This window comes from Kitasatospora griseola, from assembly GCF_014648555.1.
In the GTDB taxonomy this organism is placed as follows: domain Bacteria; phylum Actinomycetota; class Actinomycetes; order Streptomycetales; family Streptomycetaceae; genus Kitasatospora; species Kitasatospora griseola.
This window is the reverse complement of sequence record NZ_BMRI01000004.1, coordinates 21,058-36,151: the sequence shown is the minus strand read 5'-3', so window position 1 is coordinate 36,151 and position 15,094 is coordinate 21,058. Positions and strand designations below refer to the sequence as shown.

Genomic DNA, 15,094 nt, shown 5'->3' with positions numbered 1-15,094 from the left:
ACCTTGACGAAGCGTCCCTTGGTCGGGTCCGGGGTTTCCGGCTCGGGCTCGGGTTCGGCTGCCGTGGTGGGCGGGGCGGGGGGTGCGAACGGGTTGAAGTCCGCCGGGGGCACGTGCACCAGACGGCCCTTGGTCGGGTCGGCGGGCTCCGGCGGAGCGGTCGGAGCGGGGACCGTCGGCGGCGCGCTGGGCCGGGGCGGAATGGCGGAGGGCGAGCCGGTGACCGTCCCGAACGGGTCGGCCGGCTCGGAGGACAGGACGGTCCCGAACGGGTCGGCGGAGGCCGCCCGAGCGGGCGCGGGTGCCGCGACCGGAGCAGGCGCGGGTGCGGCGGGTGCGGCGGCTGGTGCCGGGGCGGGTGCGCCGAAGGGGTTGAAGTCGGCCGGGGGGACCTTGACGAAGCGTCCCTTGGTCGGGTCCGGGGTTTCCGGCTCGGGCTCGGGTTCGGCTGCCGTGGTGGGCGGGGCCGGGGGTGCGAACGGGTTGAAGTCGGCCGGGGGCACGTGCACCAGACGGCCCTTGGTCGGGTCGGCCGCGGCCGGTGCGGGCTCGGGTGCGGCGGCCGGCGCGGCGGCGGACGCGGCGAAGGGGTCCGGGGCGGCGAAGGGGTCGGGTGCGCCGAAGGGGTCGGCGGTGGGTGCGGCGGGCTCGGGTGCGGCGGCCGGGGCCGGTGCGGGTGCGCCGAAGGGGTTGAAGTCCGCCGGCGGCACCTTGACGAAGCGCCCCTTGGTGGGGTCCGGGGCTTCGGGCTCGGGCTCGGGCTCCGGCGTGGGCGCGGCCGCCGGGGTGGCGGCAGCGGCGGCGAACGGGTCGGGTGCGCCGAACGGGTCCGGTGCACCGAACGGGTCGGTGGCCGGGGCGGGTTGGGCCGGTGCGGCGGCGGCCGGGGCCGGAGCGCCGAAGGGGTTGAAGTCCGCCGGGGGAACCCTGACCAGGCGGCCCTTGGTCGGGTCGGCGGCCTCCGGTTCGGGCGCGGGTGCGGCGGTCGGTGCCGGGGCGCCGAACGGGTCGGCGGAGGCCAGGACCGGGGAGGGCTGCTGGGCCGGCAGATCGGCGGGGGCGGGCGCCGCGAAGGGGTTGAAGTCCGAGGGCGGGACCCGCACCGAGGTGCCCGACGGGGCGTCAGGCTGCTCGGGCGCCGCGACCGGCACCGGCGGGGCGACGGGCACGGACGGCGCGGCGGACTGCGCCGGAACGTTCGGGGCGTGCGCGGGGACGGCCCGGCCGACCGGCACCGGGGCAGGGGCCACCGCCACACCGTCCCAGGCGAGTTGGACCGAGCAGAGCAGGTCGGCGAAGACCGAGGTGTAGACGTCCCAGTCCTCGGTGTCGGAGGTGGTCAGCTGGACCGTCAGGACCGTCGCCCCGTCCGGCATCGGCACGAACGCCTCGACCACCGAGCTGTGCACCACGCCGCCGGGGCGTTCGTCGCGCAGTTCCTTCAGGGCGGGCATCGACCGGTTCTCCACCAGCACGGCGGCCGGGCCGGCCGGCAGCAGCACCGTCCACACCTCGGAGTACGGGCGCTCGGTGGACAGTTCCACCGCCAGCTCCTGGATCGGCTGGGCGCACGGAACGGTCGACACCACCAGCGAGACCCGCGAGCGGCGGCCGTTCACCAGCAGCGCGCCGAGGCCCGCGTAGGCGACGTTCGCTGCGGCGAACTGCTCCGCCAGCAGGGCGGCCACCACGGCGAAGTCGTTGCGCTCGGCCGGGGTGGCACCGGAGAACAACTCCTCGGCGGTCTCGGCGAGATGGGCCGAGAGGGCATTGCCCGAGCCGCGCACCGTCAGCGTGTGGAAGGCGGGCGGGACCACCAGGCGCGCCTCGACGCCGGAGCCGGTCGACAGCTCGTCCGGGGCGACCGTGACCCGGGGCTCGGCCAGCGCCGCGAGGGAGGGGGTGAAGCCGGCCAGCGGCCCACTGTCCACCGGGCTCGGCTCGGCGTGCACCCGCAGCGAGGAGACCGACGGGACGTCGGTCAGGCCCAGGGCGGAGGCGGCGAAACGCTGCGTCAGAACGGGGACGGCCTCGCGGCCGGCGGTCGCGTTCGGCCGGCGGTTGGCGGAGATCTCGATCACCGTGCCGAGCTTCGGAACGGAGAGCAGGCCGGGCCCGATCTGGCTGATCCGCAGGCCGAACAGGGCCTTGGCGGCTGGGTGTTGGGGTCGGCGGAACGCAGTGAGCGCGTCGACGGGGTAGTGGGTGGCGCGGCTGCCGAGAAGTGCGGCGGACGCCGCGTCCAGCGTGGCCGTGATCCGGTCTGCGGCGGCGAAGCCGTCCTGCGTCATTCGCCGAGCCCCCTCGTTCTCGGGTGTGGACAGTTCAGGCACTTTTTATCAGACGTGAACGACGCAGGAAGAAGGGTCGTCCGGGGGCGGGTGGTTGGTGGTGCGGGTGGTGTTGGTGGTGCGGGTGGGGAAAGGGGAGCGCCTGCGGCGCGGGTGTGAGGGGAGGGGAGGTGAACGACGCAGGAAGAAGGGTCGTCCGGGGGCGGGTGGTTGGTGGTGTTGGTGGTGCGGCTGTGGGTCGGTCAGGTGGTGGGTGGGGTGGCGAGGTGGAGGAGGGAGGTGGTGAGGGTGGGGGTGGCGAGGGTGGTGGTGAGGTCGCGGAGGAGGCGGGCGGTGGGGCCGTCGGGCTGTTCGGCGGTGAAGAGCTCGGGGAGGAGGGCCGCGAGTTCGGGGTCGCGGGTGGCGGTGACGGCGAGCGCGGCGACCAGGTCCTGGACCAGGTGGAGTTGCAGGGTCTCGGCGGGGACGGGCTTGTCGGTGAGCCAGTCGAGGGAGCTGATCTCGGCGTTGGCGATCCAGGCTCGGACAGTGCGGCGCAGAGTCGGGCTGGGGTCGGCGAGGCCGAGGTGACGGAGGATCTGTTCCTGGGCGGCGCGCCGGACCTGGTCGATGACGGCGTCGGCGTCGGGGCTGGCGGCGACCGAGCCGCCGCGCAGCAGCGCGGTGAAGCCGGTCTCGTGGGACTGGACGAAGTCCAGGTAGCGGCCCATGACGCGGTACAGGCGCTCGGAGACCGGGCCGTCGGCGGTCTCCTCGAAGCGTCCGGCGAGCTCCCGGCCGGCCCGGCGGAGGGCCTCCTCGTAGAGGGCCTGCTTTCCGGGGAAGTAGTGGTAGACGAGCGGTCGGGAGGCGCCGGCGGCGGCCGCGATGTCGTCGATGGAGACGTCCTCGGGGGCCCGGTCCGAGAACAGTTCGAGGGCGACCGCGATGAGCTGTTCGCGGCGCTCGTCGACGGTGAGCCGCCGCCGGGGGGTGCGGGCGGGCTGCTGTTCCTCCGCGCGGGGCGCCACGGACGGCGTACGGGAAGCCATGCGGCCCACCCTAGTTCGTCGGGGTGGCGCGGGACAGCAGGTCCGGGGCGGTCAGCCGGTGGCGCGCTGTTCCAGGTAGCGACGCCAGGCCTCCCGGCCGTCGGGGACGAACTCCCAGGTGGCGAGGCGGTCGGTGAGCTCGTCCTCGGTGAGCCAGGCGTACCAGGCGATCTCCTCGACCTGCGGGGAGACCGGGCCGTCCCACTCGGCCTCGTGGACGTCGGACCACCAGCTGAAGTGCTCGCCGTCGGTGTACCGGAAGCGGAACAGCGGGCGGGTGCGGATGCCGGTGACGCCGAGTTCCTCCTCGGCCTCCCGGACGGCAGCCTCCGAGTAGCTCTCGCCGGCACCGACCACACCGCCGACGAAGCAGTCGTGGGCGCCGGGGGCGAACGCCTTGGTGTCGGTGCGGCGGTGGGTGAAGATCCGGCCCCGCGGGTCACGGACCAGCACGAAGACGCAGCGGTGCAGCAGGTTGTCGCGGTAGACCTCGGAGCGGGGCGCGGTGCGCAGCACCCGGTCGTGTTCGTCGACCACGTCGACGAGTTCGTCGAGCGGAGCGGCAGGGGAGTCGGGGGAGGGAGTGGTCATGACCGCCATTCTGGCCCCGGACGGCCGGTATCACTCGAAAGAGTTGGTATACGGAACGGCCGAGCCGGGAAAGTCAGTTGTCGGACCGTCAGTCACCTGCTCCGGGAGGATCGTTGAGGAACCGTGCCGTTGTCCTGTCCGTCGCCGCCGCCCTGGTCGCGCTCGGCACCGCGCTGCCCGCTGCGGCCGCGTCCGGGCCCGCCGCCGTGCGTTCGGGGCTGGATTGCACCACCTGGGTGCACGAGAACGACCCGCTGACCGGAGGAGTGCTCTGCACCAACAACACCGGCGCCCCGATCACCTTCCACGCCGACATCGTGTGCGGCCTCGCGCCGGACGTCTCGGGCACCTCGGTGACGGCCCAGCCCGGCGAGACCCAGGAGTCGGCGGGCCACTGCGCCATCTACTCCTCGGGCATCGGCCACATCGGTTGGACGGTGGAGTAGCGGTGGAGAGGGAGTAGCCGTGGAGCGGTGACGAGCCCACCGGAGCCGGTCCCTCCGCAGGTCGCGGAGGGCGGTGTCTAAGGTGGGCGGGTGGAGATCCAGGGTTTCGCGGCGGACGGATTCGCGCCGGTCAGGGCGGCTTTCGAGGGCAACTTCCGGCAGTACGGGGAGCTGGGTGCGGCGTTCGCGCTGTACCTGGACGGCCGGCCGGTGGTCGACCTGTGGGGCGGCGACGCCCGTCCGGAGGTGGGTGGCAGGCCGGCGCCCGCGGTGGGCTGGGAGGCCGGCACCGCGCAGGTGCTGCGCTCGGTCACCAAGGGGCTGACGGCCTCCGCCGCGCTGCTGCTGGCGCAGCGCGGGCTGCTCGACCTGGACGCCCCGGTGGCCTCGTACTGGCCGGAGTTCGGGCAGGCCGGCAAGGCGAGGATCCCGGTGCGCTGGCTGCTGTCGCACCAGGCCGGGCTGCCCGCGCTGGACGTGCCGCTGCGGATCGAGGACGTGCTGGCGTGGGACCCGGCCGCGGCGGCCGTCGCCGCGCAGGCCCCGGCCTGGGAGCCGGGCACCGCGCACGGCTACCACCCGCTGACGTTCGGCTGGCTGGTCGGCGAGGTGGTGCGCCGGGCCGGCGGCCGCAGCGTCGGGCGGTACTTCGCGGAGGAGATCGCCGCGCCGCTCGACCTGGACCTGTGGATCGGCCTGCCCGCCGCCGAGTCCGGCCGGGTCGGCCGGCTGGTCGACCTGCCCGCGCCGGAGGCGGCCAAGGCCGGGCCGGGCGGGATGCGAATACGCCCCAAGCAGTCCGTGGTGGACGCCTACCGGGACCCGCGCTCGCTGACGGCCCGCTCGTTCGGCTCGGTGCGCAGCAGCGTGGACCTGGACGACCCGGCGGTGCGGGCCGTCGAGGTGCCGGGCGCGGGCGGCATCGGCACCGCCCGGTCGCTGGCCCGGTTCTACGCGGCGCTGATCGGCCCCACCGACCGGACGGACGCGCCCGGGCAGCGGCGGCCCGCACTGTTCGAGCCGGCCACCCTGGCCGAGGCGGTGGGCCCCTCGGTGCACGGGCCGGACCGGGTGCTGATCGTCAACACCACGTTCGGCCAGGGCTTCTTCCGGCACAGCGGCACCTCGCCGATGGCGTCCCCGGCGAGCTTCGGCCACCCGGGCCGCGGCGGTTCGCTGGGCTTCGCCGATCCGGAGCTGGGCGTCGGCTTCGGCTACGTCACCAACGGCATGCAGCCCGGCGTCACCGGCGACATCCGTTCGCGGGCGCTGATCACGGCCGTCCGGGAGTGCCTGGCGGCCCGGGGCTGACCGGTCGCCGGCCGTCCTGACGCGAGCGGCCGCCGGCCGGTGCGGACGGACCGCCCGCCAAGGGGACGGTCAGGCCTGGCCGGTGTCGAAGTGGCTGACCCGGCCGTCGGAGGCGACGGTGAACCTCCAGGCGGTGCGCATCTCGCCCCAGGCGTCGTTGCGGAAGTCGGCCACCAGGGCGCGGCCGTTGGACTTCTCGGTCTGCACCTCGATGTGCCCGTGCGAGGAGAAGATCTCGCGGTCCACCCAGTCCGCCAGGTCGCGTTGGGAGCCGTCGTCGGACATCGTGGCGTCGTCGGTGAGCGCGGCGAAGAAGGCGTCCCGGTTGCCCGAGTTGACGGCGCCGAGCAGTCGGCGCACGGCCGGGTCGGAGAGCTTGTCGACGGCGATGGTCATGAGGGGTTCACTCCTTGGCGGTGGAACGGCGGGTCGGGCCCGACGGATCGGACACTGACCCGACGTGACCACGCCGGACCGCCGTTCGCCAGCCCTCCTGGGCCGGTCGGAGCCGGTGCGCCACCGCTGCGGGCACGCTTCGGCCCCGGGCGCGTGCCGCGGGCCGGGGCCGGGGGAGTGGTGTGGTGTGATGTCCCGATGGGCGGTTCCGCGCCCCGGTCGGGGAGGCGCGGCGCGGTTGTCGGGCCGTCAGCGATCCGTCACCAGAGCTGCTCCCACCACCAGGCGATCTCGGGATAGGGCGGCGGCGTCAGCCGGCCGTCGGCGGGGCGCTCGGCACGCTCGGCGATCGGGACGACGCCCGGCGTGCGGGTGGTGTAGCGGGCGGAGGTGAATCCCCACTCCAGGTTCCCGCTCACCAGGTTGGACAACTGGTCGATGTAGCGCCGCAGTTCGGGCCCGGCACGGCGGGAGGCGCGGTCCGACAGGCGGAGGAACAGGACCATGGTGCGGTCGTGCAGCGCGGCGGCCTCCTGCAGGGCCTGGTCCCGTTTGCAGCCCAAATGTCGTTCCAGGGCGTCGACGATGTTGCTCTCCAGCGCGCCCTGGCTGTCCTCCCGCCGGTACGAGTAGACGTCGGCGGCGATCAGCACCAGGAACTTGGCGGCCTCGGTGAGCGCGTGCACCCGCGGCGAGTCCAGTTGGGACTGCGGGACGGCGGTGCGCTCGCAGACCTCGATGATCTCGATGCAGGAGCGGCTGCCGCGGTCCAGCGGCCCTATCGTCAGGTACTCGGAGAGCGTCATCGGCCGGCCCTGCGCCCGGTAGGCGGTGACGGCGGCGGCGCCCATGAAGGACTCCAACTGGCTGTCCGCCCACCGTTTCACGGCGACCGCGGGGGCCCAGTCCCGGGCTCTGCGGAACACGTCGCGCACCGAGGCGACGTAGATGTCCGACTCCGCCGGGTGGGAAGGCGTGGAGTTGATAACGGCGAGTAATGTGGCTGCTATCGTGAGTACACGGGAGGGGTCTCGGCTCAGTCGGCCGGTGTCCCACTCGTCGTCCAGGGTGAGCATGCTGCACAGCCACTGCGAAACCAGTTCCAGCCCCGTGATGCCATCGGCGTCCTTGGCGATCCGGCAGACGAATTCGTGTGCGCCGATGGCCAGGAGGCGACGACGGCGTTCCTCCTCCTGCGTGAAGCCCATCGTGTCGAGCCAGAGCTCGGTGCTCTTGCCGACGGTCTCGTGCGCGGGGTGCAGGGTCGAGGGGATGGGGCAGAAGAGCGGGGGTATGGCAGCCAACGTTTCTCCAGAGCGGCCTGATGTGCTGGGGCGTCAAGTCGATTTCGGGCTCGCGCCCGGCGTCGGTCTTCCCTCGCAAAGATCGAATACACCTCGGAAACCGGAAAGAGTTAACCTGGTGATCCGTCAGTGATCGTCTGTTGCAAGGGATTTGCCCCTGACCAGGCGATCTGACTCCCCGTAGGGGCCACCGCCTGCGGGAACGCCGCCCGTGCCGCCCTCGACGACGCTATGGTCGAAGCGGAGTGCGGGGCAGGCGAGGCGGAAGGACGGACGTGGCCGAACAGCAGAGCGGGCCGCAGGAATCGGTGGCCGGCGAGGGAGCAGTCGCCAAGCGGCTGTGGGAGCGCGACAACGAACTCCACTCCGCCGAACAGGCCGTGGACAAGCTGTGCCGGGAGTTCGCCGCGGGCGGCACCAGGATCGGCGAACTGCTGCTGTTCTCCGGGCCGGCCGGCATGGGCAAGACCACCATGCTCGAACAGGTCCGCCGGATCGCCGGCGCCCGCAAGGACCCCACCGTGCTGTTCGCCCGGGGCAGCGAACGCCAGAAGCACGAACCGTTCCGCGTCCTGCGGCAGTTGCTGCTGCCCGTCCTCGGCGACCTCGACGAGGACGAGCGCACCGAGGTGTTCGGCAACTGGTACAACATCGTCGCGCCGGCCGTCGGCCTGGCCCCGCCGTCCGACGAGGTCGAGCGGATCGACCCGCAGGGCGTGCACGACGGCCTCGACTTCGTCATCACCCAACTCGCGCCCCGGCGGGCCCCGCTGGTCGTGGTGATCGACGACCTGCACGCGGTCGACCAGGAGTCGTTGGCCTGGCTGGCCTCGTTCGCGATCCGCGCCCGGGAGCTTCCGGTGCTGCTGGTCTTCGCCTACCGCCACGAGTTCGACGAGGCGGCCCGCCCGCTCGTCCTGCAGATCCAGGAACGCGCCGAGCGCCGGCACGAGTTGCTGCCGCTCAACCCGCTGTCGATCGCCGAGATCGTGCACAGCGAGTTCGCCGAGGCCGACGACGCGTTCTGCCGCCAGGTGTGGGCCGTCACCGCCGGAGCCCCGTTCGACACCGTCGCCCTGCTGCGCGAGGTGCGCGACCAGAACCTCGAACCCGTCGAGGAGAACTCGCCCCGGCTGCGCGACCTCGCCGCGGCCGCCCGCGGCCAGGGCCGCGACTACTGGCTCGACAAGCTCGGCCCGACCGTCATCCAGTTCGCCTGGGCCGCGGCCCTGCTCGGCACCGAGATCAGCGAGGAGCTGGCCGCCACCATCTGCGCCCAGGGCCCGGCCCAGTCCGCCCAGTCGGTCCGCGAGCTGCGCCGGCTGCGGGTGCTCACCAGCCAGCCCAACGGCAAGCTGGAGTTCGTCCACCCGCTGATCGCCACCTCGATCTACCAGTCGATCCCGGACGCCACCCGCACCGGCATGCACGGCATCGCCGCCACCGCGATCGAGGACCGGGGCGGCTCGCTGCTCTCCGCCTCCCGGCACCTGCTGGAGACCCACCCCGGCGAGGGCGACGACCGGATGGTCCGCAAACTGCGCCGGGCCGCCGCAGAGAACCTCGCCATCGGCGCCCCCGAAGCCGCCCGCCGCTGCCTGGAACGCGCCCTGGCCGAGCCGCCGGACGAGGACGACCGCGCCGAGGTGCTGTACGAACTCGGCAGCGCCGCGCTGCTCACCGACCCGGACGCGACCGCCAACCAGCTGCGCCGCGCGCTCGACATCGAGGACGGCCTCAGCCCCGACCTGCGCGTCGAGGCGGTGTTCCGGCTGTCCGAGGTGATCGCCCACGGCGGCGACCTCACCGGGGCCGCCAGGCTGTGCCTGACCGAGGCCGAGAACACCGCCGAGGGCCTCGGCAAGGTCCGGCTGCTGACCGCCCACCTGCTGTGCACCGCCCTCCAGCGGGACGAGGACAACGGCCGCGAGCGGGCCGACAAGGTCACCGCGCTCGTCGCCCAGGTCGACGAGGACAGCGAGGCCTCCCAGCCGGTGCGCGCCCTGCACGCCTGGGACCTCACCCTCAAGGGCGGCCCCACCTCCGAGGCGCTGCGGGCCGCCGAGGACGCCCTGGTCCTCGGCCGGCTGCCGCGCAGCCTCGGCTGGACCAACACCACCTGGAACTTCGAACTGCCCGCGCTGCTCGGCCTGTGCTTCGCCTACAACGACGAACTCGCCCGCGCCGAGAAGCTGTTCAGCTCCGCCATCCTGGAGTTCGAGATCGCCGGGTGGAGCGGCGCGCACCGCGGCTTCGCCTACTTCCTGATGGGCTTCGCCCGGCTGCGCCGCGGCTTCCTCCCGGAGGCCGAGGACTTCCTGCGCCGGGGTCTGCGGATCGCGGACCGGATGGGCTCGGGCCTGCCGTTGCAGTGGAACCTGGTCGGCTCGCTGATCGACACCCTGCTGGCGCGCGGCCGCGACCGGGAGGCCTGGGAGATCGCGCAGCGGTACCGCTTCTCGCCGCCGTACCACCAGACCGCGCTGGTGCTGCCCGACGTCGCCACCATCTACGGCAAGCTGCTGATCTCCCGCGGCGACTACGACATGGCGGTCGAGGTGCTCGCCGAGACCGGCATGCGGCTGGACAAGCGCGGGTGGCGCTCCACCGTGCACGCGCCGTGGGCCGGCCACCTGGCGGTGGCGATGGCCCACCGGGACCTGCCCTCCGCCCGGAAGAACGGCGACGACGCGGTCGCCCGGGCCCGGGAGTCCGGTTCGCCGTCGGCGATCGGCAGCGCGCTGCGGCTGGCCGCCAGCGTGTGGGAGGGCCCGCGGGCCGTCGAACTGCTCCAGGAGGCCGTCTCCCTGCTCGGCCGCTCCCCGGCCAGTTACGAGCACGCGCACGCGCTGGTCGACCTCGGGGCCGCCCTGGTGCAGGTCGGCCGCAGCCTGGAGGCCGCCGAACACCTCTACCAGGGAATGGAGTTGGCCAAGCACTGCGGGGCCGACGGCCTGGAGGTGCGGGCCCGCAACGTGCTCGCGTCGTCCGGCCTGCAGCCCAGCCGGGCGCTGGTGCCCGTCAAGGTCACCCTCAACGAGCAGGAGCTGGAGGTCGCCCAACTGGCGGCGCGGGCCCTGCCGCCGCAGCGGATCGCCGAACAGCTGAAGCTGCCGGTGTCGGTGGTCAAGCAGCGGCTGGCCGCCGTCCACCGCAAGCTCGGCACCGGACCGGAGGGTCTCGCCGACGCGCTCGGATTGCCCGGCGACGGCCCCGGGCAGGCTGTCTGACGGCCCGATGGACCACCCCGGCGCGCGGGGAGCGGGTCACCGACCCGCCCGCCGGGGCGGGCTACCCTGGGGCCTGTCCGGCCGGTCTTGCCGGGCGCGCGACGCCGGATCATCCCGCCTGGAAGCACCGGCAAACCATCCAAGTACGTCCAGTACGAGGACGGTTCGCCGGCACTCCCAGCCGGGCGCCCGACGCCGCGCGCTGATCCGACAAGACCGGCCGGACAGGCCCCCGCCGACAAGGGTGATCACGAACAAGCCGAACAGCGTGATCACGAACCGAGGAGCAGCCCATGACCGTGCCGGACCGGCCCACCGAGGTGCACCGCGCACCGTACGACTCGTCCGGGGCCGGGATGGGACTGGACCGGTGGACGCTGCGCTCCGACCGGATCGAGGCCACCGTCATCACCCTGGGCGCGGCGCTGCACACCCTGACCGCGCCCGACCGCGCGGGCACGCCCGCGCAGGTGCTGCTGACCACCGAGGACGTCGGGGCGCTGCTCGGCCCGGCCAAGCACTACGGCGTCACCGTCGGTCGGTACGCCAACCGGATCGCCGACAGCCGGGTCACCCTGGACGGCGAGGACCACCCGCTGCTGCCGACCGGACACGGCGTCACCCTGCACGGCGGGCCCGACTCGTTCTCGCACCGGGTGTGGCAGGCCGAGGAGATCCCCGACGGGGTGCGGATGCACCTGCACTCGCCGGACGGCGACCAGGGCTTCCCCGGCGCGCTGGACGTCTGGACGGACTTCACGATGAACGGCGCCGACCTGACCATCTCCTACCGGGCCGTCACCACCAGGCCCACGGTGGTCAACCTCACCAACCACGCCTACTTCAACCTGGCCGGCGAGGGCCGCGGCGACGTGCTCGGCCACCTGCTGACCATCGACGCGGACGCCATCACGCCGGTCGACGAGCGGCAGATCCCGTACGGCCCGTTCGAGCCGGTGGCGGGCACCGCGTTCGACTTCACCAGTGCCCGGCCGATCCGCGAGGGCCTCGCCCAGGGGCACCCGCAGCTGAAGCTCTCGCACGGGTACGACCACAACTGGGTGCTGCGCGAGCGCCCCGCGGACGGGCCGCCGGTGCGGGCGGCGCTGCTGGCCGACCCGGGCAGCGGGCGGACGTTGGAGGTGCTGACCACCGAGCCGGGCCTGCAGGTGTACACCGCGAACGGCTTCGACCGCAGCGTGGTCGGCCCGTCCGGCACGCGGTACGGCCCGTTCGCGGGCGTCGCGCTGGAGACCCAGCACCACCCCGACTCGCCGCACCAGCCGTCCTACCCGTCGACCGAGCTGCGGCCGGGCCAGGAGTTCCGCTCCAGCACGGTGCTGCGGCTGGGCACCGCCGACTGACCGCAGCAGCGCACCGAGCAGGGCCCCGGGAGCTTCCCGGGGCCCTCTTTTGCCTGCTCAGCGATGGTGGGGCTGCAAGGAGTCTCCGCAAGGCCACGGATGGTCAAGACGCGCGGCGGCAACTCTAAGGACACGTGGACGTAACGATCCCCTGGAACTTGCAGAAACTTGCTGCAAGGACTTTCAGTCGCGTTGGCCGCGCTGTTACGTTCCTGCTCAAGCCCGACGGCCTGCAACGGCGCAGTCGGCTGGGACAGCCATTATGCGCGGTCCTCCCCCACTCGGGCACCCTCATCTTTCAAGGAGTTTCCATGCGGCGTGGTATCGCGGCCTCCGCTCTCGTTGCGGCTCTTGCGGTCACTCTTGCAGCGTGCGGCAGCAGCGGCTCCGGTTCGGACGCCAAGGGCGACGGCGGACCGGTCACCATCACCTACTGGGACACCTCGAACGCCACCAACGAGGCGCCGAACTACCAGGAACTGGTCAAGAAGTTCGAGGCCGCGAACTCGAACATCAAGGTCAAGTTCGAGAACGTGCCGTTCGACCAGGCGCAGAACAAGCTCCAGACCGCGATGGGTGCCAAGGGTGCGCCGGACGTCTTCCGCTCCGAGGTCGGCTGGACCTCCGCCTTCGCCAAGGCCGGCTACCTGGAGCCGCTGGACGGCACCCCGGCGCTGACCGACGCCTCCGTCTTCCAGCCCTCGCTGATCCAGCAGGCCAAGTACTCGGGCAAGACCTACGGCGTCCCGCTGGTCACCGACACCCTCGCCCTGATGTACAACAAGGAGCTGTTCGCCAAGGCCGGCATCACCGCCGCGCCGACCACCTGGGACGAGCTGAAGACCGACGCCGCCCAGCTGAAGGAGAAGGCGGGCGTGGACGGCTTCTGGCTGAAGGCCGCTGACGGCTACTACGCCATGCCGTTCCTGTACGGCGAGAACACCAACATGGTGGACGCCGCGGGCAAGAAGATCACCGTCAACTCGGCGGAGGCGGTCAAGGCCGTCGAGACCTACAAGTCGATGTTCACCGCCCCCGGCACCGTGAAGGCCGACGTCACCACCGACGCCTACGCGCACATGATGGACGCCTTCAACACCGGCAAGGTCGCGGCGATCATCCAGGGCCCGTGGGAGGTCACCAACGTCTACAAGGGCGCCGCCTTCGCCGACAAGAAGAACCTCGGCATCGCGGCCGTCCCGAACGGCGCCTCCGGCAAGGGCGGCGCCCCGACCGGTGGCCACAACGTCTCCGTCTACGCCGGCTCCGACGCCGCCCACAAGGCCGCCGCCGAGAAGCTCGCCGCGTTCCTGACCTCCGCCGAGAGCCAGACCTTCCTCGCGCTGAAGAACGGCACCCTGCCGACCCGCAGCGACGCCTACACCGCCGAGGTCAAGGCCAACCCGGGCATCGCCGACTTCCAGGCGATCCTGACCTCCGCCCAGCCGCGCCCCGAACTGCCCGAGTACGCCTCGCTGTTCGGCTCGTTCGGCACCAACCTCGGCAAGATCGTCCAGGGCCAGTCCGACACCAAGGCCGGCCTGGACGCCACCGCCACCGACTACGCGAAGCTCCTGCCGGGCTTCGGCAAGTAAGTCGGAACCAGGCTCGCCCGGCCCACACCTGACGGTGGGCCGGGCGCGCCCCGTCAGACCACACAGCACCAGTCGCCGAGGCAGGCGGCGGACCTCTCGGAGAAGGTGTCAACCCATGGCAGTTGCGGTCGTTCAGCGCATCAGGCTGTCGTACTCGAAGTACTGGTACGCGTACGCGATGGTCGCGCCGGTCGTGGTCGTCCTCGGGGCGCTGGTCGGCTACCCGCTGGTGCGCGGCTTCTACCTGACCCTGACCAACGCCACCAGCCTCAACGTGGGCCGCCAGATCGGCGTCAACCACATACCCGACAGCTTCGACTTCGTCGGCCTCGACAACTACGCGGACGTGCTGTGGGGGCCGACCGCGTACGACCGGTTCTGGTCGCACTTCATCTGGACCGTCGTCTGGACCGTGACCTGTGTGGTCCTGCACTACAGCATCGGCCTGGGCCTGGCGATGCTGCTCAACCGCAAGATGCGCGGCCGCAGCGTTTACCGGCTGGTCCTGATCCTGCCCTGGGCGGTGCCGACCTTCGTCACCGTCTTCTCCTGGCGGCTGATGCTCGCCGACGGCGGCGCCGTCAACGGCCTGCTGTCGATGCTGCACCTGCCCGAACCCGCCTGGCTGTCCGACCCGTTGGCGCAGAAGTTCGCCGCGATCCTGGTCAACACCTGGGTCGGCGTGCCGTTCATGATGATCTCGCTGCTCGGCGGCCTCCAGTCGATCCCGGCCGAGCTGTACGAGGCCGCCGAGATGGACGGCGCCACCGCCTGGCAGCGGTTCCGCCACGTCACCCTGCCCGGTCTGCGGACCGTCTCCTCCACCGTCGTGCTGCTCGGCGTGATCTGGACCTTCAACCAGTTCGCCATCATCTTCCTGCTGTTCGGCTCCGGCGCCCCCGACGCGCAGATCCTGGTCACCTGGGCCTTCCGCCTCGGCTTCGGCCAGCAGCCCGCGGACTACGCGCAGTCGGCGACCTACGGAATCCTGCTGCTCTCCATCCTGATCGTCTTCACCGGCTTCTACCGCCGCTGGACGGCCCGCGTCGAGAAGGCCAACGGATGAGCGCCGACGCCCGGACCGGAACCGAACCCCAGCCCAAGGACCAGGCAGGTAGCCCGATGACCCTCACCGCCGACCGCCCCGCCACCGACGACCCGGCGCCCGTCGGACGACCCGTCAAGGCCCGTCCACGCGGCGAGTCCTCCCGGCTGGCCTCCGTGCTCTCGCACGGCACCCTGATCGTCGCCAGCCTGATCGCCCTGTTCCCGGTGCTGTACATCGCGTACATCTCGCTGGGGCCGGACGACATGGACTACCTGCACCCGGCGAAGATCATGGACAAGGCCACCTTCGCCAACTACGGCCGGGTGCTGGGCGACACCGGCTTCCTCACCTGGTTCGGCAACTCGGCCATCGTGGCCGGCGGCACCACGCTGATCGGCGTGCTGATCGCCGCCACCACCGGCTACGCGGTCTCCCGGATGCGCTTCCCCGGTTACCGCCCGCTGATGTGGGCCCTGCTGGTCACCCA

At 72.5% G+C, this 15,094-nt stretch carries 10 protein-coding genes and 2 pseudogenes; 7 read left to right on the top strand and 5 right to left on the bottom strand.

Features of this window, described 5'->3' with window-relative positions; all coding sequences use genetic code 11:
* The 3 genes and pseudogenes from IEZ12_RS06190 to IEZ12_RS06180 all read right to left on the bottom strand — a co-directional run.
* Window positions 1-2,291 (bottom strand): annotated as a pseudogene (locus tag IEZ12_RS06190) (hypothetical protein); the annotation flags it as partial.
* 242 nt (window positions 2,292-2,533) lie between these two features.
* Window positions 2,534-3,322 carry a TetR/AcrR family transcriptional regulator gene (locus IEZ12_RS39950; RefSeq protein WP_189271155.1) on the bottom strand — a complete coding sequence of 263 codons (789 nt, stop codon included), beginning with the start codon at window positions 3,320-3,322 and terminating at the stop codon, window positions 2,534-2,536.
* Window positions 3,323-3,373: 51 nt separating this feature from the next.
* Window positions 3,374-3,913 carry an NUDIX hydrolase gene (locus IEZ12_RS06180; protein ID WP_189271154.1) on the bottom strand — a complete coding sequence of 180 codons (540 nt, stop codon included), beginning with the start codon at window positions 3,911-3,913 and terminating at the stop codon, window positions 3,374-3,376.
* Between the two features lie 113 nt (window positions 3,914-4,026).
* On the opposite strand from IEZ12_RS06180, the gene IEZ12_RS06175 reads away from it, so the two are divergent.
* Both IEZ12_RS06175 and IEZ12_RS06170 read left to right on the top strand, forming a co-directional pair.
* A complete protein-coding gene (locus tag IEZ12_RS06175; RefSeq protein WP_043913034.1) occupies window positions 4,027-4,359 on the top strand; it encodes a hypothetical protein in 333 nt (110 codons plus the stop codon).
* A gap of 90 nt (window positions 4,360-4,449) precedes the next feature.
* The gene (locus tag IEZ12_RS06170) at window positions 4,450-5,670 is read left to right on the top strand and encodes a serine hydrolase domain-containing protein (RefSeq protein ID WP_189271153.1); all 1,221 of its coding nucleotides are present in this window, start codon (window positions 4,450-4,452) and stop codon (window positions 5,668-5,670) included.
* Between the two features lie 69 nt (window positions 5,671-5,739).
* On the opposite strand, the gene IEZ12_RS06165 is transcribed toward IEZ12_RS06170, so the two are convergent.
* Both IEZ12_RS06165 and IEZ12_RS06160 read right to left on the bottom strand, forming a co-directional pair.
* Window positions 5,740-6,066 (bottom strand): nuclear transport factor 2 family protein, encoded by a 327-nt coding sequence (locus tag IEZ12_RS06165; protein ID WP_189271152.1) that lies wholly within the window; start codon window positions 6,064-6,066, stop codon window positions 5,740-5,742.
* Window positions 6,067-6,326: 260 nt separating this feature from the next.
* Window positions 6,327-7,370 (bottom strand): terpene synthase family protein, encoded by a 1,044-nt coding sequence (locus tag IEZ12_RS06160; RefSeq protein ID WP_189271151.1) that lies wholly within the window; start codon window positions 7,368-7,370, stop codon window positions 6,327-6,329.
* Between the two features lie 275 nt (window positions 7,371-7,645).
* On the opposite strand from IEZ12_RS06160, the gene IEZ12_RS06155 reads away from it, so the two are divergent.
* From IEZ12_RS06155 to IEZ12_RS37780, 5 genes and pseudogenes are all read left to right on the top strand, one after another.
* Window positions 7,646-10,600: an ATP-binding protein gene (locus IEZ12_RS06155; RefSeq protein ID WP_189271150.1), complete on the top strand. Its 2,955-nt coding sequence runs from the start codon at window positions 7,646-7,648 to the stop codon at window positions 10,598-10,600.
* Between the two features lie 293 nt (window positions 10,601-10,893).
* Window positions 10,894-11,964: an aldose epimerase family protein gene (locus IEZ12_RS06150; RefSeq protein ID WP_189271149.1), complete on the top strand. Its 1,071-nt coding sequence runs from the start codon at window positions 10,894-10,896 to the stop codon at window positions 11,962-11,964.
* A gap of 311 nt (window positions 11,965-12,275) precedes the next feature.
* On the top strand, window positions 12,276-13,559 hold the full coding sequence (locus IEZ12_RS06145) for an extracellular solute-binding protein (RefSeq protein ID WP_189271148.1): 1,284 nt from the start codon (window positions 12,276-12,278) through the stop codon (window positions 13,557-13,559).
* Between the two features lie 115 nt (window positions 13,560-13,674).
* Window positions 13,675-14,625 carry a carbohydrate ABC transporter permease gene (locus IEZ12_RS06140; RefSeq protein WP_043913030.1) on the top strand — a complete coding sequence of 317 codons (951 nt, stop codon included), beginning with the start codon at window positions 13,675-13,677 and terminating at the stop codon, window positions 14,623-14,625.
* Between the two features lie 56 nt (window positions 14,626-14,681).
* A pseudogene (locus tag IEZ12_RS37780) lies at window positions 14,682-15,094 on the top strand (ABC transporter permease); the annotation flags it as partial.

Coding starts and splice junctions, on each gene's coding strand:
- IEZ12_RS06150 (WP_189271149.1), top strand. CDS start 10,894: ATGACCGTGCCGGACCGGCCCACCGAGGTGCACCGCGCACCGTACGAC.
- IEZ12_RS06165 (WP_189271152.1), bottom strand. CDS start 6,066: ATGACCATCGCCGTCGACAAGCTCTCCGACCCGGCCGTGCGCCGACTG.
- IEZ12_RS06140 (WP_043913030.1), top strand. CDS start 13,675: ATGGCAGTTGCGGTCGTTCAGCGCATCAGGCTGTCGTACTCGAAGTAC.
- IEZ12_RS39950 (WP_189271155.1), bottom strand. CDS start 3,322: ATGGCTTCCCGTACGCCGTCCGTGGCGCCCCGCGCGGAGGAACAGCAG.
- IEZ12_RS06145 (WP_189271148.1), top strand. CDS start 12,276: ATGCGGCGTGGTATCGCGGCCTCCGCTCTCGTTGCGGCTCTTGCGGTC.
- IEZ12_RS06180 (WP_189271154.1), bottom strand. CDS start 3,913: ATGACCACTCCCTCCCCCGACTCCCCTGCCGCTCCGCTCGACGAACTC.